This window comes from Staphylococcus sp. ACRSN (genome assembly GCF_022346615.1).
Taxonomy (GTDB): domain Bacteria; phylum Bacillota; class Bacilli; order Staphylococcales; family Staphylococcaceae; genus Staphylococcus.
Genome location: NZ_JAKRNS010000003.1, coordinates 49,487 through 75,230, shown reverse-complemented (window position 1 = coordinate 75,230; position 25,744 = coordinate 49,487). Strand labels below are relative to the sequence as shown.

26 protein-coding genes and 1 other annotated feature are annotated in these 25,744 nt (G+C 32.3%); of the genes, 5 read left to right on the top strand and 21 right to left on the bottom strand.

Annotated features, from left to right (window positions below; translation table 11 throughout):
* Positions 1 to 17: 17 nt before the first annotated feature.
* The 4 genes from ytpR to MHZ36_RS03885 form a co-directional block, all read right to left on the bottom strand.
* Entirely contained in the window at positions 18 to 617 is a 600-nt protein-coding gene (ytpR, locus tag MHZ36_RS03900; RefSeq protein WP_239229743.1) for a YtpR family tRNA-binding protein, read from the bottom strand.
* A gap of 18 nt (positions 618 to 635) precedes the next feature.
* Positions 636 to 1,499 (bottom strand): DUF1444 domain-containing protein, encoded by an 864-nt coding sequence (locus MHZ36_RS03895; protein WP_239229742.1) that lies wholly within the window; start codon positions 1,497 to 1,499, stop codon positions 636 to 638.
* Between the two features lie 125 nt (positions 1,500 to 1,624).
* Positions 1,625 to 1,936 (bottom strand): thioredoxin family protein, encoded by a 312-nt coding sequence (locus tag MHZ36_RS03890; RefSeq protein ID WP_239229741.1) that lies wholly within the window; start codon positions 1,934 to 1,936, stop codon positions 1,625 to 1,627.
* A gap of 14 nt (positions 1,937 to 1,950) precedes the next feature.
* A complete protein-coding gene (locus MHZ36_RS03885; RefSeq protein WP_239229739.1) occupies positions 1,951 to 3,027 on the bottom strand; it encodes a M42 family metallopeptidase in 1,077 nt (358 codons plus the stop codon).
* A gap of 82 nt (positions 3,028 to 3,109) precedes the next feature.
* Here MHZ36_RS03885 and MHZ36_RS03880 point away from each other — a divergent pair, with 82 nt between their 5' ends.
* Positions 3,110 to 3,430, top strand: coding sequence for a hypothetical protein (locus MHZ36_RS03880; protein ID WP_239229738.1), 321 nt, complete (start codon positions 3,110 to 3,112; stop codon positions 3,428 to 3,430).
* 148 nt (positions 3,431 to 3,578) lie between these two features.
* Here the strand turns inward: MHZ36_RS03880 and MHZ36_RS03875 are convergent, their stop codons facing one another.
* The 8 genes from MHZ36_RS03875 to MHZ36_RS03840 all read right to left on the bottom strand — a co-directional run bounded on the left by MHZ36_RS03875 (position 3,579) and on the right by MHZ36_RS03840 (position 11,674).
* On the bottom strand, positions 3,579 to 4,406 hold the full coding sequence (locus MHZ36_RS03875; RefSeq protein WP_239229736.1) for a YtnP family quorum-quenching lactonase: 828 nt from the start codon (positions 4,404 to 4,406) through the stop codon (positions 3,579 to 3,581).
* 145 nt (positions 4,407 to 4,551) lie between these two features.
* Positions 4,552 to 5,187 (bottom strand): tRNA (guanosine(46)-N7)-methyltransferase TrmB, encoded by a 636-nt coding sequence (gene trmB / locus MHZ36_RS03870; RefSeq protein WP_239229735.1) that lies wholly within the window; start codon positions 5,185 to 5,187, stop codon positions 4,552 to 4,554.
* Positions 5,188 to 5,199: 12 nt separating this feature from the next.
* Entirely contained in the window at positions 5,200 to 5,991 is a 792-nt protein-coding gene (locus tag MHZ36_RS03865) for a phosphotransferase family protein (RefSeq protein WP_239229733.1), read from the bottom strand.
* Positions 5,992 to 6,425: 434 nt separating this feature from the next.
* Positions 6,426 to 7,301, bottom strand: coding sequence for a D-amino-acid transaminase (gene dat / locus MHZ36_RS03860; RefSeq protein WP_239229732.1), 876 nt, complete (start codon positions 7,299 to 7,301; stop codon positions 6,426 to 6,428).
* Positions 7,302 to 7,303: 2 nt separating this feature from the next.
* On the bottom strand, positions 7,304 to 8,713 hold the full coding sequence (gene pepV / locus MHZ36_RS03855; protein WP_239229730.1) for a dipeptidase PepV: 1,410 nt from the start codon (positions 8,711 to 8,713) through the stop codon (positions 7,304 to 7,306).
* Positions 8,714 to 8,923: 210 nt separating this feature from the next.
* Complete coding sequence (locus tag MHZ36_RS03850) at positions 8,924 to 9,328, bottom strand: YtxH domain-containing protein (protein WP_239229729.1); 405 nt, start codon at positions 9,326 to 9,328, stop codon at positions 8,924 to 8,926.
* A gap of 13 nt (positions 9,329 to 9,341) precedes the next feature.
* Positions 9,342 to 10,040, bottom strand: coding sequence for a pseudouridine synthase (locus tag MHZ36_RS03845; RefSeq protein WP_239229728.1), 699 nt, complete (start codon positions 10,038 to 10,040; stop codon positions 9,342 to 9,344).
* Positions 10,037 to 11,674: a putative polysaccharide biosynthesis protein gene (locus tag MHZ36_RS03840; RefSeq protein WP_239229727.1), complete on the bottom strand. Its 1,638-nt coding sequence runs from the start codon at positions 11,672 to 11,674 to the stop codon at positions 10,037 to 10,039. The genes MHZ36_RS03845 and MHZ36_RS03840 overlap by 4 nt, the downstream gene beginning before the upstream one ends.
* Before the next feature lie 326 nt (positions 11,675 to 12,000).
* Between MHZ36_RS03840 and MHZ36_RS03835 the strand changes: the two genes are divergently transcribed.
* Positions 12,001 to 13,266 carry a BaiN/RdsA family NAD(P)/FAD-dependent oxidoreductase gene (locus tag MHZ36_RS03835; RefSeq protein WP_239229726.1) on the top strand — a complete coding sequence of 422 codons (1,266 nt, stop codon included), beginning with the start codon at positions 12,001 to 12,003 and terminating at the stop codon, positions 13,264 to 13,266.
* A gap of 146 nt (positions 13,267 to 13,412) precedes the next feature.
* Here MHZ36_RS03835 and MHZ36_RS03830 read toward each other — a convergent pair whose 3' ends face one another.
* The 3 genes from MHZ36_RS03830 to MHZ36_RS03820 form a co-directional block, all read right to left on the bottom strand.
* Positions 13,413 to 13,724 carry a rhodanese-like domain-containing protein gene (locus MHZ36_RS03830; RefSeq protein ID WP_239229725.1) on the bottom strand — a complete coding sequence of 104 codons (312 nt, stop codon included), beginning with the start codon at positions 13,722 to 13,724 and terminating at the stop codon, positions 13,413 to 13,415.
* A 17-nt stretch (positions 13,725 to 13,741) separates the two neighbouring features.
* Entirely contained in the window at positions 13,742 to 16,156 is a 2,415-nt protein-coding gene (gene leuS, locus MHZ36_RS03825; RefSeq protein ID WP_239229724.1) for a leucine--tRNA ligase, read from the bottom strand.
* Positions 16,157 to 16,205: 49 nt separating this feature from the next.
* Positions 16,206 to 16,397 (bottom strand) — a binding site (T-box leader).
* Positions 16,398 to 16,490: 93 nt separating this feature from the next.
* Entirely contained in the window at positions 16,491 to 17,666 is a 1,176-nt protein-coding gene (locus tag MHZ36_RS03820; RefSeq protein ID WP_239229723.1) for an MDR family MFS transporter, read from the bottom strand.
* 106 nt (positions 17,667 to 17,772) lie between these two features.
* Here MHZ36_RS03820 and mnmL point away from each other — a divergent pair, with 106 nt between their 5' ends.
* Both mnmL and mnmM read left to right on the top strand, forming a co-directional pair.
* Complete coding sequence (gene mnmL / locus MHZ36_RS03815; RefSeq protein ID WP_239229722.1) at positions 17,773 to 18,726, top strand: tRNA modification radical SAM protein MnmL/YtqA; 954 nt, start codon at positions 17,773 to 17,775, stop codon at positions 18,724 to 18,726.
* Entirely contained in the window at positions 18,723 to 19,283 is a 561-nt protein-coding gene (mnmM, locus tag MHZ36_RS03810; RefSeq protein ID WP_239229721.1) for a tRNA 5-(aminomethyl)-2-thiouridylate-methyltransferase MnmM, read from the top strand. Before mnmL ends, mnmM begins: the two co-directional genes overlap by 4 nt.
* 180 nt (positions 19,284 to 19,463) lie before the next feature.
* Here mnmM and MHZ36_RS03805 read toward each other — a convergent pair whose 3' ends face one another.
* The 3 genes from MHZ36_RS03805 to MHZ36_RS03795 form a co-directional block, all read right to left on the bottom strand.
* Entirely contained in the window at positions 19,464 to 19,865 is a 402-nt protein-coding gene (locus MHZ36_RS03805) for a transcriptional regulator, SarA/Rot family (protein WP_239229720.1), read from the bottom strand.
* 145 nt (positions 19,866 to 20,010) lie between these two features.
* On the bottom strand, positions 20,011 to 20,967 hold the full coding sequence (locus MHZ36_RS03800; protein WP_239229718.1) for an L-lactate dehydrogenase: 957 nt from the start codon (positions 20,965 to 20,967) through the stop codon (positions 20,011 to 20,013).
* Positions 20,968 to 21,181: 214 nt separating this feature from the next.
* Positions 21,182 to 22,006 carry an alpha/beta fold hydrolase gene (locus MHZ36_RS03795; RefSeq protein WP_239229717.1) on the bottom strand — a complete coding sequence of 275 codons (825 nt, stop codon included), beginning with the start codon at positions 22,004 to 22,006 and terminating at the stop codon, positions 21,182 to 21,184.
* Between the two features lie 270 nt (positions 22,007 to 22,276).
* Here MHZ36_RS03795 and MHZ36_RS03790 point away from each other — a divergent pair, with 270 nt between their 5' ends.
* The gene (locus tag MHZ36_RS03790) at positions 22,277 to 23,278 is read left to right on the top strand and encodes a proline dehydrogenase family protein (protein WP_239229715.1); all 1,002 of its coding nucleotides are present in this window, start codon (positions 22,277 to 22,279) and stop codon (positions 23,276 to 23,278) included.
* 159 nt (positions 23,279 to 23,437) lie between these two features.
* Here MHZ36_RS03790 and ribH read toward each other — a convergent pair whose 3' ends face one another.
* From ribH to ribE, 3 genes are read right to left on the bottom strand one after another with little or no spacing between them, the layout of a single operon-like run.
* Entirely contained in the window at positions 23,438 to 23,899 is a 462-nt protein-coding gene (gene ribH / locus MHZ36_RS03785) for a 6,7-dimethyl-8-ribityllumazine synthase (protein ID WP_239229714.1), read from the bottom strand.
* A gap of 12 nt (positions 23,900 to 23,911) precedes the next feature.
* Positions 23,912 to 25,093, bottom strand: a complete 1,182-nt coding sequence (ribB, locus tag MHZ36_RS03780; protein ID WP_239229712.1) for a 3,4-dihydroxy-2-butanone-4-phosphate synthase — start codon at positions 25,091 to 25,093, stop codon at positions 23,912 to 23,914.
* Positions 25,094 to 25,106: 13 nt separating this feature from the next.
* On the bottom strand, positions 25,107 to 25,742 hold the full coding sequence (gene ribE, locus MHZ36_RS03775) for a riboflavin synthase (protein ID WP_239229710.1): 636 nt from the start codon (positions 25,740 to 25,742) through the stop codon (positions 25,107 to 25,109).
* Between the last annotated feature and the right edge of the window lie 2 nt (positions 25,743 to 25,744).

Below are 25,744 nucleotides of genomic sequence, written 5' to 3'. Positions count from 1 at the left end.
TCATACATTACCTCCTTTTATTCTTCAAAAAATGATTCGCCTACAGCGTACTCATCTGACAACACCATAATTCCTTTTTCTTGAGGGGCATTAGGTAAATTTAATTCTTTCATTGAACAGACCATGCCACTTGATGGTACGCCACGTAATTCTGCATCTTTAATAACCATGCCACTCGGCATAACTGCTCCAACTTTTGCAACGACAACTTTTTGTCCAGCTTCTATATTAGGCGCACCGCAAACAATTTGAAGTTTTTCTGTTGCTACATCAACTTTTAGTACACTTAATTTATCTGCATCTGGATGCTTTTCTTTCGTTTCTACATACCCTACTACAAACTTAGGAGAAAAATCTGCATTTAATTTATATCCAAAGCCAGCTTCTGTAATCGCTTCTTGTAATACTTCAACTAATGATTCTGTCAATTTTATATGACCACTTCCATTAATTTGTGATTTCTTAGAAATATTAAAAATGTTGTAACCGACAACTTTACCGTTATCTTTAATTTCTACAACATCACCTTTTTTTTCATAATCGAATGTGCCTGTTGTACCTTCAATTTGTAAAAATGCGACATCGCCGACTGATTCTTTATTGTAAAATAAATTCATGATTTTTAAACTCCTTAATTATTTCTTATCTTTATTTTCGTATTGCTTTCTTGTTGCTTCTAATCTTTGAATTACATTAGGATCTCGCTTTTGTTTATTATTTTTTCCTAATATAAAAATTGGCTCGAAATGGCCTTGATCATAACCAAATGATAATGATGTAATCGGAACTAATCCTTTAGTGAAAAATTCCATTGTTAAGTGCGCCATTACATCATAGCCAGTCTTGTTTCTTATATCCGCAATTATTAATACATCTTGATGTGGCGCAGCTACTAACATTTCGCCTTCACATTGATTTTGCAAATCATTTAAGAAACTTGTATTTAAAATTCTACTTGCATCATAGCCATCATTTGAATTTACAAAATAGAATATATTACCTTTGACTTCATCTGTCTTATATTTATTTTCTAATTTCCGTATATTAAATAAAGCCATTTCTTTTAATTGTTGTTTTGTAAGGTTTAATTCATTTAACATATGTTCATCAATTAAACGATATGATTTCCCTAAATCTAAGGCATAATAAATATTAGTTTCTGCAGTATGCTTTTCAATCACAAATGCATTACCATTTTTATCTTTCTTATCAAAACTCGGAGATCTAAGTACTGGCATAATTTGAATATTATCAATATCTGCTATTTGTTTTTCTTTCATTTGTTCTATTGCTTCTTCAACATAGTAAACAATCTCGTTCACTACACTTTCTTTTTGTTGCTTATATTTTGCAACTATTGTAGAAAGCTTTACAGTAACGCCTTGATTATTATCTACTCTTGAGATCCTTAGCGTTTCTTCTTCGCGATTAAAACTAAACTTAACATCTAAATGCTTTAATCGTTCTTTGAGTTTATCTCTCATTTGAAAGACATTCATTTACAACACTCCTATTTACGTGCCTTATTACAGTTTACAATAAATATACCCTTAGGAACAGTAAAAAAGTACGCTCTAAGGGTATATATTTTTCAAATTTTGATTGCCTTTATTTTTGATATTTATTAGTTTAATGATGCCAAAAAGCTATCTATTTGTTCTATTGATTTTCGCTCTTTACCAATATAACTACCAATTTGTGCTCCGTCTTTATAAACTAAAAAACTTGGAATGCCCATAATACCATGTTCAATACAAATATCTAAATATTTATCTCTATCAACAGACACAAAAGTGTATGATTGATATTTTTCTTCTAATTGAGGTAAATCAGGTTCTATGATTTTACAATCTGGACACCAATCAGCCGTGAATAAAAATACGGTTTGTGAACCTTTTAATTCTTCAAATTGAGCTTCATTTTCTAATTTATTCATAATCAATTCTCCTCTTATTTATATTGTAGTATTTCAATTTGTTGTTCATTCAACTGTTTCGTTGACTCAAATAGTAGATGTCTCGCGGCATAGTAATCTCTTATATCAAAAACAGAATCTGTACTATGAATATAACGTGCACACACGCCAATTACAGCTGTTGGTATACCGATGTTAGCTTTATGAATTTCTCCACCATCCGTACCACCTGGAGATATATAATATTGATAATTAATGTCCTTTTCATTAGCAATATTTAAAAGATAGTCTCTAAAAGTAGGTTTCAATAACATCGTACCATCCTTAATTCTTATCAATGTCCCAGCGCCTAATTCACCGGAAAGGTTTTGTTTACCTTTCATATCATTTGCTGGTGAACAATCAACTACAAAAGCAATATCTGGATCAATTAATTCAGCAGAAGCTCTTGCACCTCGCAAGCCCACTTCTTCTTGAACATTGGCACCAACATATAAGTCAAACTCTAGTTCAACATCTTTCAATAATTCTAATAATTCTATACCAATTAAACAACCATACCTATTATCCCAAGCTTTACTCGCAAAACGATGCTCAGACAACTGGATAAATGATGTATCTGGAACAATTGTATCTCCAATTTGGATACCTCGCTCAAGCACTTCGTTCTTATTTTCACAGCCTATATCTAACAAAAGATCTTCAATTTTTGGTGCGCCTTCTGCTCCTGTCCTAAAATGTTTAGGTATATTTGCAACAACGCCAATAATCAACTCATTATTTCGAGATTTCACCTTCAATCTTTGCCCTTGCCAAATATCAGTAGCAACACCACCTAAATTAGTAAATTGCAACATACCTTGTTCTGTGATATTAGTAATCATAAAACCAATTTCATCCATATGCGCAGCTACCATAACTTTTTTAGCTTTTTTAGTTTTAGAGCGTTTCACTCCGTAAAACCCGCCCATTCGGTTATAGACAAAGTCATCAACATAAGGCTTCATTTCCTCTATAAGATAATTTTTTATATCATCCTCAAACCCTGGTGCACCATGTAATTCAGTTAACGTTTTAATTCTATTTACTGTTTTGTCATAATCTATATTCAATCTCGTTCACTCCTTAATATTTATTATATCATCTTCAATGTGGTACACTATTAATATGACTTTAATGGGGGTAGATACTATCATGTTGAATAAAAAAAACTTATTCATCATTTTAATTATTTTGCTTACATCCATTGTCGGAGTAGGACTTGTGTTTAACAATCGCAAGACTCGGACATATCTTAATCCAGAAAAGGTAATTACTGAAGTAAAAACATATTTTATGCATGTGGTGGGATCTTACATATTAAATGAACCTATTCATTATAAATATGAAAACAACGAATTAATTGTTTACCAAGGTGGTATTACTACTCAACATAATGGAAATATCACTTATTATGATTTCTTTGCAAATGCTTCAACTGGTGAAATCATTGATATAATTGAATGTACAAAATAAAAGCTAAAGTAAGAGTGAATTGCCATATTAATTATCCTGGCATATCAAATCTATTTCAAAATTACTAATACGTGTGGGAACTTGTTGTTAAACAACATGTCACAAAGTTAATTTATGATTTGAATTTCACTCTATTACTTTAGCTATTTTAATTTCTAGATAAATAACTTTGCATTTCATCCGGTTGCTCTCTATCGTATTTCACTGCAAAATAATTATTATCATGATAAAACAAGAACCAGTACCCTTCTTGTATAAATCGTGGTATCAAACGTTCCTTCTCTCTAATTGAAACCATAGGATAATCGTCATAGGCAGTTACCCAAAGTGGGTTTTTATGTGCCGTTGTTGGGAATATATCACCCATATGCACTGCCTTATCTTCACCACTTTCAATAGTTATAATTGAGTGACCATAACTATGCCCTCCTGTATGACACACTTTTATTCCCGGATACACTTCATATTCTTGTTCAAAAAGCACTAATTTTTGCTTGAAATTGCCATTATTTTTTGACCAATATGTCGATTGACTTCTAATATTAGGGCTTTGAAATTCATGCCATTCGTCTTGTTGAAAAACATGTATTGCATTTGGAAAGCTTGCATTTCCCTCACTATCTGTTAATCCCGATGCATGATCAAAATGTAAATGCGTTAAAATTAATATATCTATATCAAGTTTAGTTAAATTCAGTGCTTTTAAATCAGTATCTATTTCACTTTCATAATTAGCACCAAAATTTCTACGCTCTTTGTCAGTTAATTTTCCGACACCAATACCTGTATCTATCAAAATATTTTTATCTCCAGTTTGAATTAAAATAGGATGTGTAGGTAATGGAATTTGATTTTTATCATTCACTTCATATTTTTTTGTCCAAAGAGCTCTTGGTACCACACCAAACATTGCGCCTCCATCTATATTTGTCATTCCACCATTTAAATAACGAACATGAAAATTACCAATTCTCATTATATATCCCTCCTAAACACTGAAATACAACAGTATTGTTAATATTCATATTAATACATAACCTTACGGCAATACAATCATGACACTTTTGATTTTAAAAACAAAAAAAATTGATAGAACCAAAGTTCTATCAATTAATTTATACTTAATGAAATTTTGCTTCCATTCGATAAATTCGTGACCCTTTATCTGAAAACTTTCTTTCATATTCTGTTTCAATATTACCTTCTAAATCTTCATCATGAAGATTTAAATTAATTTTCGTAAAATACATACCAAATTGTGACATACTTTCTAAACTGTATGCAAAAAGACCTCGATTATCAGTCTTAAAGTGCACTTCTCCATCTTGCTTTAAGATTTGTTTATAAAGTGCTAAATACGTATGATATGTTAATCTACGTTTCGCATGTTTGTTTTTAGGCCAAGGATCTGAAAAGTTTAAATATAATCGGTCAACTTCACCAGCTACAAAGTAATCATTCAACTCAATTGCATCATTACAAATTAATTTAATATTCGTAAGGTTTAGTTCTAAAACCTTATCCAACACTTTCACCATGACATTTTTTTCTCTTTCCATCGAAATAAAGTTAATATCAGGGTTTTGAGCAGCAAGTGTTGTTATAAATTGCCCCATACCAGAACCTACTTCGATGTATATTGGTTTGTCATTATTAAACCATTCACGAATATGGCCAGCTCGACTACCATCAATATCAACAATGTTTGAGTGAGATTTAAGATAATCTTCTGCCCACGGTTTATAACGCATCCTCATTTTGATAGCTCCTTAAATAAATGCATTGTTATTCATCATTTCGTTCAAGAATTTCAACCACATATTCATATCTTTATAACGTTTTTGTTCCTCATACCATTGAATCATACCAATAGCTTGAATCGCTGTATACCACTTCATACGCTTTTGTAAATCTAAAGAATCTTTTACTCCATAAACATCTAACCATTGAGGCCATTTACTTTCCGGAACGTAATTGTACAGCAGCATACCTAAATCAATTGCAGGATCCGCTATCATAGCATCTTCCCAATCAACTAGATAAAGTTCATCATGATCTGATAATAACCAATTATTATGGTTTACATCACCATGTACGACAGTAAAGAAACGTGGATCTAAATTCGGTAAATGATCTTCTAAATAAGTTAACGCTTTTCTAACAACATGATGCGTTAGAACTTCTCGAGATAAGGAGGCATTAATTTTATTCAACATAATGTCAGGTGTAATTGGCTCCATTTCCATACGTTTCAACATATTTAGTAATGTTTTAGAGTTGTGTATCTTTTTCAATAACTGCGCTACACGCTTCTCATGCATTTCATTGAAAGTAAGTTCTCTACCGTTTTTCCAATGTTGTGCGGTTACAACTTCTCCAGTTTCAATACGCTTCGTCCAAACTAGTTTAGGTACAATACCTTCAGCAGATAATGCCGCTATAAAAGGATTTGAATTTCTTTTCAAAAACAATTTTTGTCCATCTTGTTCAGCCATATAAGCTTCACCAGATGCACCACCTGCTGAATCAAGCGTCCATCCTAATTGATAAAACTGCTCCAACACGTTCACCTCACTTTCAATTAGAAAATGGCTCCAGAAAACAAATTTCAAGAGCCACTTATAATAATTTCATTCACAAAATTATAAACTTCAACCATTTCAGTGTGTTTCCGTATGAATCGACACACTTGTCCCATATGGCTCAAGTTCCTTTTTTATTATATAAATAGTACACGCTGTACATGTTAATTTATAGCAACCTGTATAGCATACCATAAATCAACATGAAACAGAGTACTTAATTTTAGATTTCTCCATCTTTTTCTTGAAATTTTCTACTTTTGAAATTCAAGTCTTATAAAAGATTTTATATTGTTTGGTTATGTATTTCAACCAAAAATGAGAAACAAAAAGTGACTTTTTACTTTCGTTTATTTAACGAAATTTTAATTCGGCTCAGTTAGCATTATAACATAATTTCAGTTCAATTTATGTTATATTTTTTGTCCATTTTCTTGAAATTCTTCACTAACTGTATCTATATAGCGGTTAAATCCTTCTTGTAATTTTTTGGTAACCGCTCCAACTTTTCCTTCACCAACTGGTTCACCATTTAAATTGACTACTGGCATCACTTCAATTGATGTACTAGATACAATGATTTCATCAGCATTTTTCAAGAAGTCTACAGTGAATGTTTCTTCATTAAAAGGAATATTTTGTTCTTCAGCAACATGTTTAATTACTTTTCGAGTAATACCATTCAAAATGTAATTATTAACTGGATGTGTATAAATTGCACCATCTTTAATTGCATAAACATTACTTGAAGAACCTTCTGTTACGATTTCACCTCTATGTTGAATCGCTTCTTTAGCATTATATTTAACAGCAAATTCTTTTGCTAACACATTGCCTAATAAATTCAAACTTTTGATATCACAACGCAACCAACGAATGTCTTCAGTTGTTACTGCATTAATTCCTTCTTCTAATTCTTTGTACGGACGACCATAACTCTTTGTAAATGCCATTACATTTGCTTCAATCGCTGGTGTTGGGAATGCATGATCTCGAGGCGCAGCACCACGTGTTACTTGAATATATACGCCACCATTTACAACTTGGTTTGCATTAATTAATTCTTGTACAAGTTCAATTAAACCATCTACAGAGTATTTTAAGTCTAAACCGATTTCCTTCGCACTTCTTAACAATCTTTCAAAATGTGGTCGCGCTGTAAAAATATGATTGTCATAAATTCTTACATATTCATAAATACCATCACCAAAAACATAACCTCTGTCATTATACGGAACGTTAGCTTCTTGCTCATCTACGATTTTTTCATTGATTAATACTTTTGTCATATTTATTCCTCCACACATAATGCATACAATGATTCTAAGTAAATACTTGTCGCATTAAATAATTGTTTTTTTGTAATGTACTCATTTTTTTGATGCATTAAATCTTCTGAATCATCAAACATGGCACCAAAAGCTACACCTTTATCTAAATTACGTGCATATGTGCCACCACCAATTGTATATGGCTCAGAGTCATCACCTGTTTGATTTCTGTATGCTTGTACTAATGTTTGTACGAATGGATCATCTTTTTCTACATAATGAGGCACTTGGTTTTTACCTAGTTCAATAGAAAAGCCTAATGTTTCTATTTCTTTTGTAAACCTAGCCATCGCTTCTTCGAATTCGAAGCCTTCTGGATATCTTAAATTTATACCAAATTTCCCACCTTTAGTATTATCATAAGAAATTACACCAATATTAGTAGTTACATCGCCCATAATTTCAGTATGGTATTTCATTCCCATTTTTTCACCGAAATGTGAGTTGAATAAATACTTTTCACTGAAATCTACAAAATTAGTTGCGGATTTATCTAAATCAAGTTGAGACAAGAAATTAAGTAAATATAAACCTGCATTCACCCCTATAGATGGATCCATACCGTGTACTGCTTTACCCTGAACGTTAAGTACTAAAACACCGCTATCCACTGAGCTCTCGCCTTCTAAATGGTTGTCTACAAGGTACTGCTCAAAATTTTGAATCACATCTGTCATATTTTCTTTGACATTGATATATGCTACAGCTTCGTCTGGAACCATGTTATATCGTTGACCCGATGTAAATGAGCGTAGTTCATATTCTGGTTCATCTACTTCTTCTGCTAATTCATTTTGAATCACGTCAAATGTGCTTATCCCTTTTTCACCATGGATTGCTGGGAATTCAGCATCCGGAGCAAATCCTAGAGCTGGCATTTCTTCTGTTTGGAAGTAACGATCTGTACATTTCCAATCAGATTCTTCATCTGTTCCAATAATGATATGTATTCTTTTTTTCCAGTTCACTTTCATGTCATTTAATATTTTCACAGCATAATAAGCAGCAATTGTAGGCCCCTTGTCATCTAAGGTCCCTCTGGCAATCACTTTATCCTCTGTCACAACAGGATCGAATGGATTTGTATCCCAACCTTCTCCAGCTGGCACTACGTCTACATGACATAAAATACCGAATACATCTTCACCGGTACCTACTTCAATTCTTCCTGCAATATGATCTACGTCATGTGTACCAAAACCATCTCGTTCTGCAATTTTATACATATAGTCAAGTGCCTGACGTGGTCCTGGACCTACAGGGTTTTCTGTAGATGCTTTACTGTCATCTCTTACACTTTCAATAGCTAATAATCCATTTAAATCTTCGATGATTTGATTTTCGTATGCTTGTACTTTTTCTCTCCACATTTGTGATCAACTTCCTTCTTCTAACTAATATATTCTTTATTTTACATGAAGTAATAGATAAACTACAGTGAGATGACAATTTTATTCCAAAATTTTATCTGTTATATTTCACATAATACAGTAAAACTACTTTATTCTAGCGTGATTTAGAAACTGTATTAAAAAAACCCAACTCCACTGTAGGAGTTGGGTAATAACAAAAATATTTAATTATGATTTTTTGTTACCATTATTTTTTAGTTCTTCTTCAGTAACAACGCGTAAATTATTTGAAGGATCTGCTGCGCCTTCATCTGCAAAGCGAGCCTCTTCTATTTGTTTATCGCTATCCGCATTACCTTTAAAATGATCTTTTTGACTATTAATGAATCCTTTTGGATCTTGTTTTACTTTTGATGCATAACCTTTTGGATCTTGTTTTACTTCATTAAATGTTTCGCCAGCTTTTGAACTTATTTGTGAAGCAATATCTTTTGCATTTTGTTTGTATGATTCTGGGTTGGATTTATATTTACTATATTCATTTTTTAATTTATCTCTGTTTTCTTTTTTAGATAGTACTACTGCTGCGGCAGCGCCACCAACTCCAACTAATGCACGTAATAATTTTGACATGAAAACACCTCTTTTATTTTAATCCTAATTTTTTAAAGTCTTGCTCTGTTAAGTGACGATAAGTACCTTGAATTAAATCATCTTCAAGTGACAATTCACCAATTCGAACTCTTTTTAATTCTTTCACTTCATTATCAATCGCGTGATACATACGCTTTATTTGATGATACTTACCTTCACTGATAGTTACGAAAGACTGTTTATCTTTTACACCTAACTCTAAGTGAGCAGGTTTAGTCAATCCCTCACTCAATTCAATACCCGTTTTAAACAACTTTATATCATCATTTGTGATAGTTTTTTCTGAAAATACTTCATATGTTTTCGGAACATGCTTTGTTGGGCTCATTAATTGATGATTAAATTCTCCATCATTCGTAATGAGTATTAAACCTTCAGTGTCTTTATCTAATCTGCCTACCGGAAATATATCTAAATAATCATATTCATCAATTAAATCAATAACTGTTTGATGTAAATCATCCCTAGTTGCAGAAATATAGCCCTTTGGTTTATTTAACATTAGATATACTTTATCAATATATGCTATTGATTTACCGTTAACTTTTATTTGATCAATATCTGGATTGATTTGTACCTTTGGTGACTTTTCCTTTTGACTATTTAGGGTAACAGCGCCCTGTTTCAATAATTGCTTAACTTCCGTCCTACTGCCGACACCCATATTACTTAAAAATTTATCTAATCTCATGAAGTAATTCCTAATTTACGTCTTATTTTATTCGGTAAATCACCTAAAAATTCATCAGCCAATCTTGTTTTCATAGTTAAAATCGCATAGATAAGCATACCGATTACAACACTTATAATAACAATTGTCAAAGCACCCAATTTATGTTCTTGAGATATAAAAGTTTGCAAAATAAACGAACTAATTTCAACAACTACCATCATAATAAAACCATATAAAAATATCTTAGCAAAATGCAGCCAAGTTTCACTGAAATTAAATTTCGCATATTTTTTTAATACGATAAAATTACATGATACTGCAAATATTAAAGCAATTGCTGTACTTAAAATGGCACCTGCTGAATGTAATGCTGTAATTAACGGTGTATTTAATATCACTTTAATAGCTACTGCCGCTAAAATAATAAATACTGTTAATTTCTGTTTATCAATTCCTTGTAACATTGAAGCCGTTACACCCAATAAAGAAATCAAAATTGCAACAGGAGCATAGTAGAATAACATATGACTGCCATCGACATTATATTTATAAAACACTGTATATAATGGTGCTGCAAGTGCCATTATTCCTAGTGCAGCTGGTACAGTTATATACATTAAAACACCTAAGGAAGTTCTAATTTGTCGGTGCATTTCATTTATTTCGCCCGCTGCATAAGTCTTTGTTATAAAAGGTATTAGACTTACTGCAAAACCTGATGCAAGCGATGTAGGAATCATTACAATTTTATTTGTTGTCATATTTAAAATAGTAAAGAAGTAATCGTGCAATCGATTTGGTACACCTGCCATACCCAACGCAGCATTATGTGTAAACTGATCTACTAAATTAAATAATGGGAAGTTCAAACTTACGATTACAAATGGAATACTGTAAGAAATAATTTCCTTATACATACGGCCATAGGATACCTGTATACCTGTTGTATCGGAAGCTACCATTTTATAAATATGAGGTTTTCTTTTCCTCCAGTAATACCATAGTGTAAATATACCCGCTATCGCACCGATTGCAGCAGCAAATGTTGCTACAGCATTCGCAGATAGAGTTGATCCGTGAAATACATTTAATACTAAATAACTACCAATTAAAATAAATAAAATACGAGCTACTTGTTCAAGTACTTCTGATACTGCTGTAGGCCCCATGGATTTATATCCTTGGAAAACACCACGCCATGTAGCTAACAATGGAATAAATATTACAACCATACTAATAATTCTAATAATCCAAGTTATATCAGCTACTGACCAACTACCTTTACCACCAGAATCATTTGCTAAAGTGATTGTAGCAATACTTGGTGCTAAAAAGTATAGTAATAAAAAGCCAATAAAACCAGTAATAGACATAACAATAAAACTAGATTTATATAATTTCTGACTGACTTTATATGCACCTAAAGCGTTATATTTGGCGACATATTTTGAAGCTGCTAAAGGAACACCCGCTGTCGCAACTGCGATCGCGATGTTATAAGGGGTATACGCATAGTTAAAAGGCGCTAATTTTTCTTCGCCACCGATAATTGCGTAAAACGGGATTATATAAACTACGCCTAGTATTTTTGTTATCAAAATACTTAACGTAATCAAGAAGGTCCCCCGTACTAATTCTTTACTTTCACTCATTCAGATCTTCCTATCTCAATTTAATTTTTACACTCGTAAACTTTATCATAACGTTTTAACAACTTTTTTTCAAAAGTAAATGTATACAAACCTCATAAATAACATTTGAAAATTCAAATAAATCATTTCATTTTATATGTAATTACCTAAAAAGTTCGTCTAATTAAAATTTATCATTCTAACTATTTGTCTTTGCCCTTTTGTATACTATCATTTAAAATATTATGGTGTTGTAAATCGTATAGTAAAGTACAATTAAAAGTGTCAATCACAAAACAGTATTTCTTCATATAAAATAACACTATATTGTAAAGGGAGGCAATAAAATGTATCAAACAATTATAATTGGTGGAGGCCCCAGTGGTCTTATGGCTGCCGCAGCTTCAAGCGCCCATGATGATAGTGTCCTATTGCTTGAAAAGAAAAAAGGATTAGGAAGAAAGTTAAAAATTTCAGGAGGCGGCCGTTGTAATGTAACAAATCGTCTACCGTATGAAGAGATTATAAAAAACATACCTGGTAATGGGAAGTTTCTCTATAGCCCCTTTTCAATATTTGATAATGAATCTATTATAAACTTCTTTGAATCACGCGGAGTAAAATTAAAGGAAGAAGATCACGGCAGAATGTTCCCAGTCTCAAATAAGGCACAAGATGTTGTTAATACACTTATCACTACATTAAAAGAGAATCATGTTGAAGTTAAAGAAGAATCAATTGTAGAAAGTGTTAACTATACTAATCAAAATACATTTACCGTCACACTAAATAATCAAACAATTTTTGAATCTAAAACACTTATTATTGCAACAGGAGGTACAAGTGTACCGCAAACTGGTTCGACTGGAGATGGATATAAATTTGCAAAGACATTAGGACATTCAATTACAGAATTATTCCCCACAGAGGTCCCAATTAAATCAGCTGAACCTTTTATTAAAGACAAACGCTTAAAAGGTTTAAGTTTAAAGGATGTAGGCTTATCTGTATTAAAGAAAAATCAAAAAAAACGTATAACGCATCAAATGGATATGCTTTTCACTCATTTTGGCATTAGTGGTCCTGCAGCATTAAGATGCAGTCAATTTGTATATAAAGAACAAAAAAATCAAAAAAAACAAGAAATCGAAATGCAAATTGATGCCTTTCCAAATCTTTCTGTTGCTGATTTGGAAAAAACTATTAGAGATATGCTTAAAGCAGCACCAGATAAATATGTCAAAAATAGCTTACATGGTCTAATTGAAGAAAGATATTTACAGTTTTTAATAGATCAAGCTGAAATAGATGAAAATTTAACATCTCACCATATTTCAAATGCTCAAATTAATCGTTTAGTCACTTTATTTAAAGCATTTACATTTAAAGTAAATGGCACTTTACCTATTGATAAAGCATTCGTTACAGGAGGTGGCGTCAGCTTGAAAGAAATTCATCCTAAATCAATGATGTCAAAAATCATTCCTGGATTATTCCTATGCGGGGAAGTTCTCGATATACATGGTTATACAGGAGGATACAATATTACGAGCGCACTTGTCACTGGTCATGTTGCCGGGTTAAGCGCTCAATCATTTACATCAGAAATATAATACTACTCTATTTCTGATGTGATTTGTATTTATTAATAACTACAAATTTCAAACTATATAAATATATAGAAAAGCCCATTAATATTCCTGATCAACTTCAGATATATTAATGGGCTTATTTATTGTATGTTTAACAAATTATCATTTTAAATACTATTGATTTCAAGACCTTCGTTGCCCCAAGCATCCATGCCGCCTTCAACATTGATTGCATTAACACCTTGTTGTTCTAAATAATGAACAACTTGCGCACTACGGCCGCCAACTTTACAAATAATATAGTACGTTTCATCATTATTAAAATGCTTAATGTTATCGGGAATATCGTTCATTGGAATAGTTTCTGCACCTGGAATAATTCCCATAGCCGTTTCTTCGTCTGTACGTACGTCGATAATTTTAACAGGCTCTGAACTTAATACCTTATCTTTTAATTCATCTACTGAAATAGAATCCATTAATATTCCTCCTTAAATTATTTCGCTACAATATTAACTAATTTTTGTGGAACAGCAATTACTTTTTTAATATCTTTACCTTCAATATCAGCTTTAACAACATCATTTTCTAAAGCAATTTGCTCCATTTCTTCTTTAGTTGCCTCTTTTGCAATTTTAAGTTTTGCACGCACTTTACCATTTACTTGAATGACAATTTCTACTTCATCATCAACTAACATTGACTCATCATATGATGGCCATGGTTGGTATGTGATTGTTTCTTCGTGCCCTAATTTCGCCCAAAGTTCTTCTGAAATATGTGGTGCGATTGGCGCTAACATCTTAATAAAACCTTCAATATATGGTTTGTAAATTTCTTCTGCTTTATAACAATCATTGATAAATACCATTAATTGACTTATTGCTGTATTAAAATTCAAAGTATTAAAGTCTTCGGTAACTTTTTTAACCGTCTGGTGATAAGATTTATCTAGAGCTTTATCATTTTGAGACACCACTTTTTGTGACAATGTATCTTCTTCAGTTACTAATAATCTCCAGATACGATCTAAGAATCTTCTAGAACCATCTAAACCATTTTCACTCCATGCAATTGCAGCATCTAGTGGTCCCATAAACATTTCATACAAACGCAATGTATCCGCACCGTGAGAACTAACAATATCATCCGGATTGATTACATTACCTTTAGATTTACTCATTTTTTCATTACCTTCACCTAAAATCATACCTTGGTTAAATAACTTTTGGAAAGGTTCTTTGGTTGGTACTACACCTAAATCAAATAATACTTTATGCCAAAATCTAGCATATAATAAATGTAATACTGCATGCTCAACTCCACCGATATATAAATCTACTGGTAACCAATGTTTTAGTTTTTCTGGATCTGCTAACATTTGCTCATTATCAGGATCAATATATCTTAAATAATACCAACAACTACCGGCCCATTGTGGCATTGTATTTGTTTCACGTCTGCCTTTCATTCCTGTTGCTTCATCTACAACATTAACGAAATCTGCAATGTTTGCTAATGGAGATTCTCCTGTACCCGAAGGTTTGATTTCATCAGTTTCAGGAAGTAACAATGGCAATTCGTCTTCTGGAACAGTTGTCATCGAGCCATCTTCCCAATGAATCACTGGAATTGGTTCTCCCCAATATCTTTGTCGACTAAATAGCCAATCTCTTAATTTATAGTTCACTTTTTTAGAACCAACATTATTTTCTTCTAGTAATTCAATTGCTTTTGTAATAGCTTCTTCATTATAAAGTCCATTTAACTCACCAGAATTAACATGAGGGCCATCACCAGTATAAGCTGCTTTTGTTAAATCTCCGCCTTCGATAACTTCTACAATAGGTAAGTCAAATGCTTTGGCAAACTCGTAATCACGTTGATCACCACTTGGAACTGCCATCACTGCACCTGTTCCATATGTAGACAATACATAATCAGCTATCCAGATTTCTGTTTTTTCACCAGATAATGGATTGATTGCATATGCTCCTGTAAAAACGCCAGATTTTTCCTTAGATAAACCAGTACGTTCCAAATCAGATTTTTTTGCCGCTTCATCTTGATATTGTTTAATCGCTTCTTTTTTATCATCTGTAGTAATTTCATTTACTAATTCATGTTCAGGACTCAACACTAAAAACGTTGTACCATATACCGTATCAGGACGCGTAGTAAACACTTCAATTTTAGAGTCAGTATTTTCCACATCAAAATAAACACTTGCACCTTCTGATCTACCAATCCAGTTTCGTTGCATATCTTTTAATGATTCTGGCCAATCTAAATCATCTAAATCCTCTAGTAATCGATCAGCATATTCTGTAATTTTCAAAACCCATTGTTTCATAGGTCTTCTATATACTGGGTGTCCTCCACGCTCTGAAACACCATCAACAACTTCTTCGTTCGAAAGTACTGTTCCCAAAGCTGGGCACCAGTTTACAGCTACTTCATCTACATAGGCTAAACCTTTGTTATATAATTGAATAAAAATCCATTGTGTCCATTTATAATATTGTGGATCAGTGGTATTTACTTCTCTATCCCAATCATAACTAAAACCAAGTTCTTTAATTTGACGTTTAAATGTTTCAATATTTTGTTTTGTAAATTCACGTGGGTCATTACCAGTGTCTAAAGCATATTGTTCAGCTGGTAAACCAAAAGCATCCCACCCCATTGGATGTAATACATTATAACCTTGCATACGTTTATAACGTGAAATAATATCTGTAGCAGTGTAACCTTCTGGATGTCCAACATGCAACCCAGCACCTGAAGGATATGGGAACATATCTAAAGCATAGAATTTTTTCTGGCCAAGATTATCACTTGCTTTAAATGTCTTGTGCGCTTCCCAAAAATCCTGCCATTTTTTTTCGATTTTATTATGATTGTAATTCACTACATTTCCTCCTGTTCAATAAAAAAACATCCCGAACTATTATTAAATTATAAGGGACGACTGTGCCGCGGTACCACCCTGTTTCACAATAATTGTGCACTCATTTCAATTAATAGTTTGAGATGTTATCAATTCACTTTAAGTTCTGGTAAGTTCACTTGATACTTCACACTAGGTCCCACCATCCCCTAGCTCTCTGTTGAAAAGCATTTAAGTTACTACTCCTATACATTACTAATAATATTTTAAATACTACTTTATTTCAAGTAGTAAAATTGAATTATATTTATATTCATTTGTTTGTCATACTAATCTCATTCAAATAACAAATAGATTATTGTGCCTTAATTTTATTTAAGTAATAGTTAAGTACAAATATACAAATTATCGCAAATAACAAGAGTAGTATCATACTTAGAAACATTTTTTGCATTCCATATAAATCCACAATCATGCCACCCAGTAATGGTCCAATTGCTTTTCCAATAGTTGCTGCAGAATTCACATAACCTTGAAATGAACCCGCTTTACCATCTGGTGCTAAGCTATTGGCGATTGCAGGGACAGCAGGCCATACAAACATTTCACCTATAGTTAATATCACCATGCCTATCATAAAGATTGAAAATTGTTCTGCAAAACTTGTCACGAAAAATGACACAATAAAAATACAAACGCCCACAAACATTTGTCGCCTTATATTCTCCTTCATCAATCTAATAAGTGGATATATCAATGGTTGTGCTACAAGAATTAAAATACCATTTACAGTCCATAACAAACTATACTGCCCCATTGAAATATTCAGATTTTGCGTAAATGAAGCAATCGTACTCTCCCACTGTATATATGCAACCCAGCATATGGAAAATAAAACACACAAAGCAATCAATGCTTTAAAATATAACCTATAAGATTTTGAAAACAAACTTAATGCTTCACTAGATTTTACCTTAACATCCAATTTTAAATTAAATTGAGTTGTAGCTACAATTGCAAAAAGCACATACATTAGTAAATTTGCAATAAATATATAATTAAAACTCAATTCAGCGACAAAACCACCAGAAGCTGCACCAATCGCTACGCCTAAATTTTGAGCTAAATAGATTGCATTGAAGGTCTGTCTACCACCATTCGGCCATACTGCACCAGCCATTGCATAAATCGCTGGAACAATCATACCACCGCCAAATCCTAATGCAACTAGCCATATTGCATACCAAGGCCAACCATGATAAAAATTTAATAATATTGTACTTATTAAACAAATTGTCGTACCTATCATGATTGTACGATATCCACCAAGTTTGTCGAACATTGTTCCGCCTAATAAATTACCTATAACCATTCCTATTGAATTTACCATTAACACTAAACCAGCCATGGTTAAACTCTTGTGTAACACATCATTCATATATATCGTATTTAAAGGCCAAAGGAAACTTGAGCCAGTTATATTTAATGCCATTCCTATAACTAACCACCAAACTGATTTAGGCATTTTCATTTAAAAGGCTCCTCTCTTTTAAATTTTCTCAATTCACTCTAAACACTATAGCATTAAAATATGTTAAAATCTTTAACTAGAATGAATTTAGAAAGGAAAATGTCTTATGGGTCAATTTTTCCCTTACGCATTTGAAAACAAAAGATATCATACATGGAATTACCACTTGAAAAATAAATTTGGACAAAAAATATTCAAGGTCGCAATTGATGGCGGATTTGACTGCCCCAATAGAGATGGCACAGTAGCTCATGGTGGATGTACGTTTTGTTCAGCCGCAGGTAGTGGTGATTTCGCAGGGAATCGAGTTGATCCTGTGGAAGTACAATTTCAGCAAATTAAAGAACGTATGCATGAAAAATGGCATGAGGGTCAATATATCGCATATTTCCAAGCGTTCACAAATACCCATGCACCTGTAGAAGTATTGCGTGAAAAATATGAGGCAGTATTAAAAGAACCTGGTGTTGTTGGACTTTCAATTGCTACACGACCAGATTGTTTACCAGATGATGTTGTAGAGTACCTAGCAGAATTAAATGAACGCACTTATTTATGGGTAGAGCTCGGTTTGCAAACTGTACATCAAGAAACTTCTGACTTAATTAACAGAGCTCATGATATGCAAACATATCATGACGGCGTCGCTAAATTAAGAAAGCACAATATCAACATTTGCACACATATCATCAATGGATTACCGGGTGAAGATTACAATATGATGATGGAAACTGCACGTGAAGTAGCAAAAATGGATGTTCAAGGCATTAAAATTCACTTATTGCATCTATTAAAAGGTACGCCTATGGTTAAACAATATGATAAAGGCATGTTAGAATTCATGTCACAAGAAGCATATACAAATCTCGTTTGTGACCAATTAGAAATCATACCTCAAGAAATGATTGTACACCGAATTACTGGAGATGGTCCTATAGACTTGATGGTTGGACCAATGTGGAGCGTAAATAAATGGGAAGTGCTTAACGAAATTGATAGTGAATTAGAAAAAAGAAACTCTTATCAAGGTAAATATTTTGAAAGTACCGTGCAATCATGAAAATAGAAAGAATTTTACCTTTCGCAAAATCTTTAATTACTAGTCACACACATGAAGATAGTATCGTTATAGATGCGACGTGTGGCAATGGTCATGACACATTATTTTTAGCTGAACAAGTACCAAACGGTAAGGTTTACGGCTTTGACATCCAGTCAACTGCACTACAAAACACATCTGAGAAAACAAACCACCTCAATAATGTTAGTTTAATTCAAGATGGCCATGAACGCGTGAAAGAATACATCTCAAATGATGACTATGGTCATATCGATGTTGCCATTTTTAATCTAGGTTATTTACCTAAAGGAGATAAGTCAATTGTTACAAAAGCTGAAACAACAATTGCTGCAATTAATAATATATTCGATTTATTATCAACTGAAGGTATAATTATTTTAGTTATTTATCATGGGCATCCAGAAGGCAAAGTTGAAAAAGATGCTCTGCATGATTTTTTAACAAATTTCGATCAAAATAAAGCACATGTATTACAATATCAATTTATTAATCAACAAAATGATCCACCTTTTATTTGTGCCATAGAAAAAAGATAGACAGTAGTCATTTCCGATTATAATAAAGAAGCAGGCTAAGTCATAAATGTGACTTAGCCTGCTTCTTTTTAGGTAGTATCGACCGAATTGAATTAGCTCATAAATACAAGCATTTTAAATTCTAATCATACTTTCAGGATAAAGCATAAGTAAAATATTTTCACAAAGCTTTAACGTTCCCTATAAATTTAAAATAGATTTAAGACTGTTTTGCATGCTTGATGATTTTGAATCAATTTCTTCTTTAAAGAATGCTAAAAGATCTTCCCTTTGATCTTTTAGGTCCTCGTTAAAATGAATGATAACAGTTCGTTCATCGTTTTGTGGTCTTTCTTTAATAATCCACGCTTTTTCAACTAAATCATTATATGTTCGTGTACGTTTATATGATTTAATTTGAACGAATCCATCCATTTCTTTTAAAGTCATAGATCCCTCTTTCCATAAAGTAAGAAGTATTAAGATTTCTTCTTTAGACATTTTGTACTGCTTTTGAACTTTGCTAAAGATATCATTGATGTCTTGCAATACGAATTCTAATCTCAATACACCATCAACATTATCGGCAAGTGTCTTTCCCATAGAGTACTCCCCCAATCATAGTAAATGATATATATTAGATTAACTTGAAAAATCACATTCCCCTAGAATAGTAAATCTACTCTATATAAATAATTGATTTTAAAACAAAATTAATCTTATTTACAGTTTAAATATAAACGGTGAATTATGCAATTATATCCGTGATTTTATTTTGCATTTCTTTTAAAACTTGTGAAGAATGTTCAAATAATTTAGTTTCTTCTTCACTTAATGGTGTTTCATATACTTTCACAGCACCATTTCTATTTACTAAAGTTGGAACACCAATATATAAATCTTCTTGACCATATTCACCATCTAAATAACTAGATACAGTTAACACTACATTTTGATTTTTCAAAATAGCTTTTGTAATATGCAATAGTCCCATAGCTATCCCATAATACGTAGCTCCTTTTGCTTGAATGATGTCATAAGCAGCATCACGTGTATTGATAAATATTTCTTCAATTCTATGTTGTTTATTCACATCGTCTTTCAAGATTTTATATAAAGGTTGACCTGCCACATGTGCTTGAGACCAAACTGCTAATTCAGAATCGCCGTGTTCACCTATAATTGATCCTTCTACGCTATTTGGAGATACACCAAATTCTTGTGCTAATTCATATTTGAAACGTGCAGTATCAAGAATTGTACCAGAACCTATAACGCGTTCTTTAGGTAAACCTGAAACTTTTTGTGTCACATAAGTTAAGACATCAACAGGATTACTTGCAATTAAAAAGATTCCATCAAATCCTGACGCCATTATCTCACTAACGATAGATTTAAATATTTTAGTGTTTTTTTCAACCAAATCTAATCTAGTTTCACCTGGTTTTTGAGCTGCTCCTGCTGTAATAACAACCAAATCAGCATCACTACAATCACTGTAATTACCTGCTTTAACTTTTACTGGAGAATCTCCATAAGGCGCACCGTGATTTAAATCCAATACATCCCCTCTTACTTTTTCTTCTGCCAAATCTATTATAACCAATTCATCTGCAACACCTTGTGCAACCATTGCAAATGCATAGCTTGAACCTACTGCACCGTCACCTACTAATACCACTTTATTACCTTTAAACATTTCCATAATAATACTGCCTCCCTCAAAAGCTCATATTTTTTATGTGATATTTTTCACAAAATAAATATATCAAACACTTTTAATTTTTGCAATAGTTTTTTGTGAAAACAATCACAATATAGTTATTATAATTTTATACCCTTAGTTAAAGTTATATTCCAAGTATTTTATAATTAAAAAAGACACAAAGAACAAATCGTCCTCTGTGTCTTTCTATATACTATGAAGGTTCATTTTCATCCTGAATTACAAAACCATTATTACTAGCACTATTATTTAAAAAAGCTAGGATATACCTCATAACTTCATCTCTTTCAGGCTCATTATGTACCTCATGGTATAAACCTTTCCATGCTTTATAATACAACTCTTTCGTTGCAACATTGTCCTTGACAAGTTCCATTGCAGATACATCTGCTACTTTATCAGCTTCTCCATACATTAATAATAATGGCAATGGATCAATATCTTTTAAATGTGACACAGTTTCTTTCATAATATCAACAATCTGTTTATACCAATTATATGTCACTTTTTGTAACATTAGTTGATCTTTTTCGGTTTCTTCAATGACTTCACTATTTCTTGTTAAATCTTCAAGTTTAATGCCAATTTTAAAACGCTTATCTTTAGCCATTTTACCTACATTTGATATAATTTTATCTTTTCTAGTTTTATTACCTTTTTTAAATTCTAATAATGGCGAAATCAACATGAGGCCTTCTATCGGGACTTCTACCTTTTCAAGTAAATTCAGCATGATTAAACCACCTAAGCCAACCCCTAAAACATATGTAGGAATCTTATATTCATTCGCAATTCTAATCCACTCGAGTATATGCTCATGGTATACATCAAAGTTTTCTATTTGGCCTTTGTTAGAACGAGAAGTTTGGCCTTGACCAGGTAAATCACCCATAATCACATGGTATCCATTACGTCGAAGCATTGTAATAACATATGCATATCGACCTGTATGTTCAAGCATATTGTGAGCGATGACGATGACGCCTTTGGCTTCATTTTCTGTTTCCCATTTCCACATAATTGCTACTTCCCCTTCTACATAAATTTCAAATCATTACATTTATTGTATCAAAATTATATGCCCTATTTCCATTTTAAACCTATGCTTTGTCGTGAAAGATTTAATTTTTGTCTCATTATATATTTAAAAATACTTCTATTGTGAATCTATGAGTGCAATAAGAAATATAAAGTGTAATATATTTTATTGTAAACGATTTCTTTCACTATTGATTCATGCTACACTATTATAGAAAGGTAAGCTATTAGCAGAATGGGAGGAATTAATATGCCAATTGTGAAAAATTTTTTTATAGGACTATCTAACAATACTTTATTAAATAATGCAGCAAAAGAAATCGGACCAATGTTAGGAGCTAATAAAGTTGTAGCTGGTAATACAATACCTGCTTTGTTGGACACAATTGAACGTTTAAACGGTAAAGGAATTACAGTAACTGTTGATTGTTTAGGTGAATTTGTCGACACCGAAGGCGAAGCGATACAAGCTAAAGATCAAATATTAGAAGTTATGTATGCAATTAATAATCATAACTTAAATGGACATATGTCTATTAAATTGAGCCAATTAGGTTCAGAGTTTGATATAGATTTAGCTTATCGTAATTTACGTGAAATATTATTAAAAGCAAATGAGTTTAATAATATGCATATTAATATTGATACTGAAAAGTATGATAGTCTATTCGATATCACACAAGTGTTAGACAGATTAAAGGGCGAATTTAAAAATGTTGGTACTGTTATCCAGGCATATTTATATAAAGCTGATGCACTTGTAGATAAATATCCAGAACTGAGATTAAGAATGGTAAAAGGTGCTTATAAAGAAGCAGATAACATTGCATTTCAAACGAAAGAAGAAATTGATGAGAACTACATACGTCTAATCAAGAAAAGATTGTTGACGGCTAAGAATGTTACATCAATTGCGACACATGATGATCGTGTTATTACACATATCCTACAATTTATAAAAGATAATAATATACCAAAACATAGATATGAATTCCAAATGCTTTATGGATTTAGAACTGACTTGGCTGAAGAAATTACAAAAGATGGTTATAATTTCTGTATATATGTACCATATGGCAATGACTGGTTTGGTTATTTTATGAGACGTTTGGCAGAAAGACCTCAAAACCTTAATTTGATGTTTAAAGAATTCACGAAGCCTGCTATGCTTAAAAAAGCCGGTTTGGTTACTGCATGTGTTGCAGCTCTAGGTACGACAGTTGCTTTGATTAAAAAATTTTCATCTAAATAAATTATAATAATCGTATCGAGTAAAAAAAGGATTAAACGGATATACATCCGTTTAATCCTTTTTAATATTTTATAAGACAGTAATTTATATCAATCACAGAATACTATCACTTATATACACATTTGTTAGTTCTTAAAATACTTTACTACCGATTGAAGCCTATTTTAACTCTTTTAATAAGTTGGCCATTTCGATTGCACTAACAGCCGCTTCTGAACCTTTATTACCTGCTTTAGTGCCGGCACGCTCAACTGCTTGTTCAATATTTTCTGTTGTTACAATACCAAAAATAACTGGCGTATCAGATGCATCATTTGCCTTTGATACACCTTTTGCAACTTCATTACATACATAATCATAATGAGTAGTTGCTCCTCTAATAACGCATCCTAATGTAATTACAGCATCGTATTCATTTTTTTGAGCTAATTTTTTAGCAACAAGAGGTATTTCAAATGCACCTGGTACATATGCAACATCGATATTTTCTTCAGGAACTTCATGTCGCACTAATGTATCCTTCGCACCATCTAATAAACGGTTTGTAATAAAATCATTAAATCTACTTACCACTACAGCAACTTTTAAATCCGAACCTATTAATTTACCTTCAAAATTCATGATTTTTTCCTCCTATATTAAATGACCCATTTTTATTTTTTTTGTATCCATATAATCTTTATTATATTTATTCGTTGGAACAACTAGTTCAATTCGCTTCGCAATATTCACACCATAATTTTGTAAACTTTCAAACTTCTTAGGATTATTGCTCAATAAATTGACTTCATCAATTCCAAAGTATTTCAATATATGTGCAGCGTCTTGATAATCTCTTAAATCTTCTTCAAATCCTAACGCAATATTGGCTGTTACAGTATCATAACCTTGTTCTATTAATTCATAAGCTTTTAATTTATTAATCAATCCTATTCCTCTACCTTCTTGAGGTAAATACAAGATTACTCCACCGTGTTCGTTTATATATTTCATAGAAGCTTCAAGTTGCTCTCCACAATCACATCTCTGACTATGAAAAATATCTCCCGTCACACATGAAGAGTGAATACGAACATTCTCTGTTGATCTAATTTCACCACTTACGATTGCAACGAGTTCTTCATCATTGTGATTCGTAGTAAACCCATACATATCAAAATCACCAAATGGTGTAGGCATTTTAACTTTTGCTTTTGCTTCAATTGAAGCATCACTCTTTTTACGGTAATTTTCTAAGTCTTCAATCGAAATCATTACAAGTTGATGTTGTGCTTTAAATGCTTCTAACTCACTACCTTTTGCCATTGTACCGTCATCGTTCATTATTTCACAGATTAATGCTGCTGGTTTTGCACCTGTAAGTTTCGCAAGATCTACCGAAGCTTCAGTATGACCTCTTCTAGCTAATACACCATTATCTTGTGCAATCAATGGGAATAAATGACCCGGTTGATTAAAATCAGATGGCTGTGCATCATCATCTATTAATGCTCTAGCAGTTAGCATTCTTTCAGCTGCACTAATTCCTGTTGTTGTAGAGATATGATCAACACTTACTGTAAATTGCGTACCATAAATATCCGAATTGTGATTAACCATTGGCATTAAATGTAATTTATCGGCAATTTGTTTGCTGATTGGTGCACAAATTAAACCTCTACCATACGTTGCCATAAAATTAACGGTATTATCATCCATCCACTGTGTAACAGCAACCAAGTCGCCTTCATTCTCTCTATTCTCATCATCGACAACTATGATACTTTCACCATTTTTCAACGCTTTAAGTGCATCATCTATTTTATCTAATTTCATATATAAGCCCCTCCTAGAATCCAAACGCTTTGAGTTTATCGGATGTTAAACCTGAATCAGTTGTTTCTATAATTCTTTCAACATATTTAAATAGCATGTCCGTCTCTATGTGTACTGGATCACCAACACGTTTATCATTCAATATCGTTGATTTTCTAGTCTCAGGAATAAGATGAATATCAAATTCAGAGTCTTTTAATTTAAAAATTGTCAAACTAACACCATCAATTGTAATTGAACCCTGCTGAACCATTTGCTTTATTAAATGTGTCGAGTTAGGTTTGATAGTAACAATTTTAGAATTATCAGAAGCCTTTATTCTCGTTATTTTAGCAACTTCATCGACATGGCCTAAAACAAAATGTCCACCAAATCGACCTTGCCCACTCATCGCTCTTTCTAAGTTAACTTCCTGAGATTGCTTTAATTGATTTAAATACGTTTTATTTTCAGTTCCTTTTATAACTTGCACTGAAAATGAATGACTATCAAATTCAACTACTGTCAAACACGCACCATTTACGCTTATAGAATCACCGATATGCATATCTGATAATATTGTCTGACAACCAATTGTTAAGTTAACTATGGATTGTTGTGTCGTTATTTTATTTATTGTTCCTACTTCTTCAACGATTCCAGTAAACATAT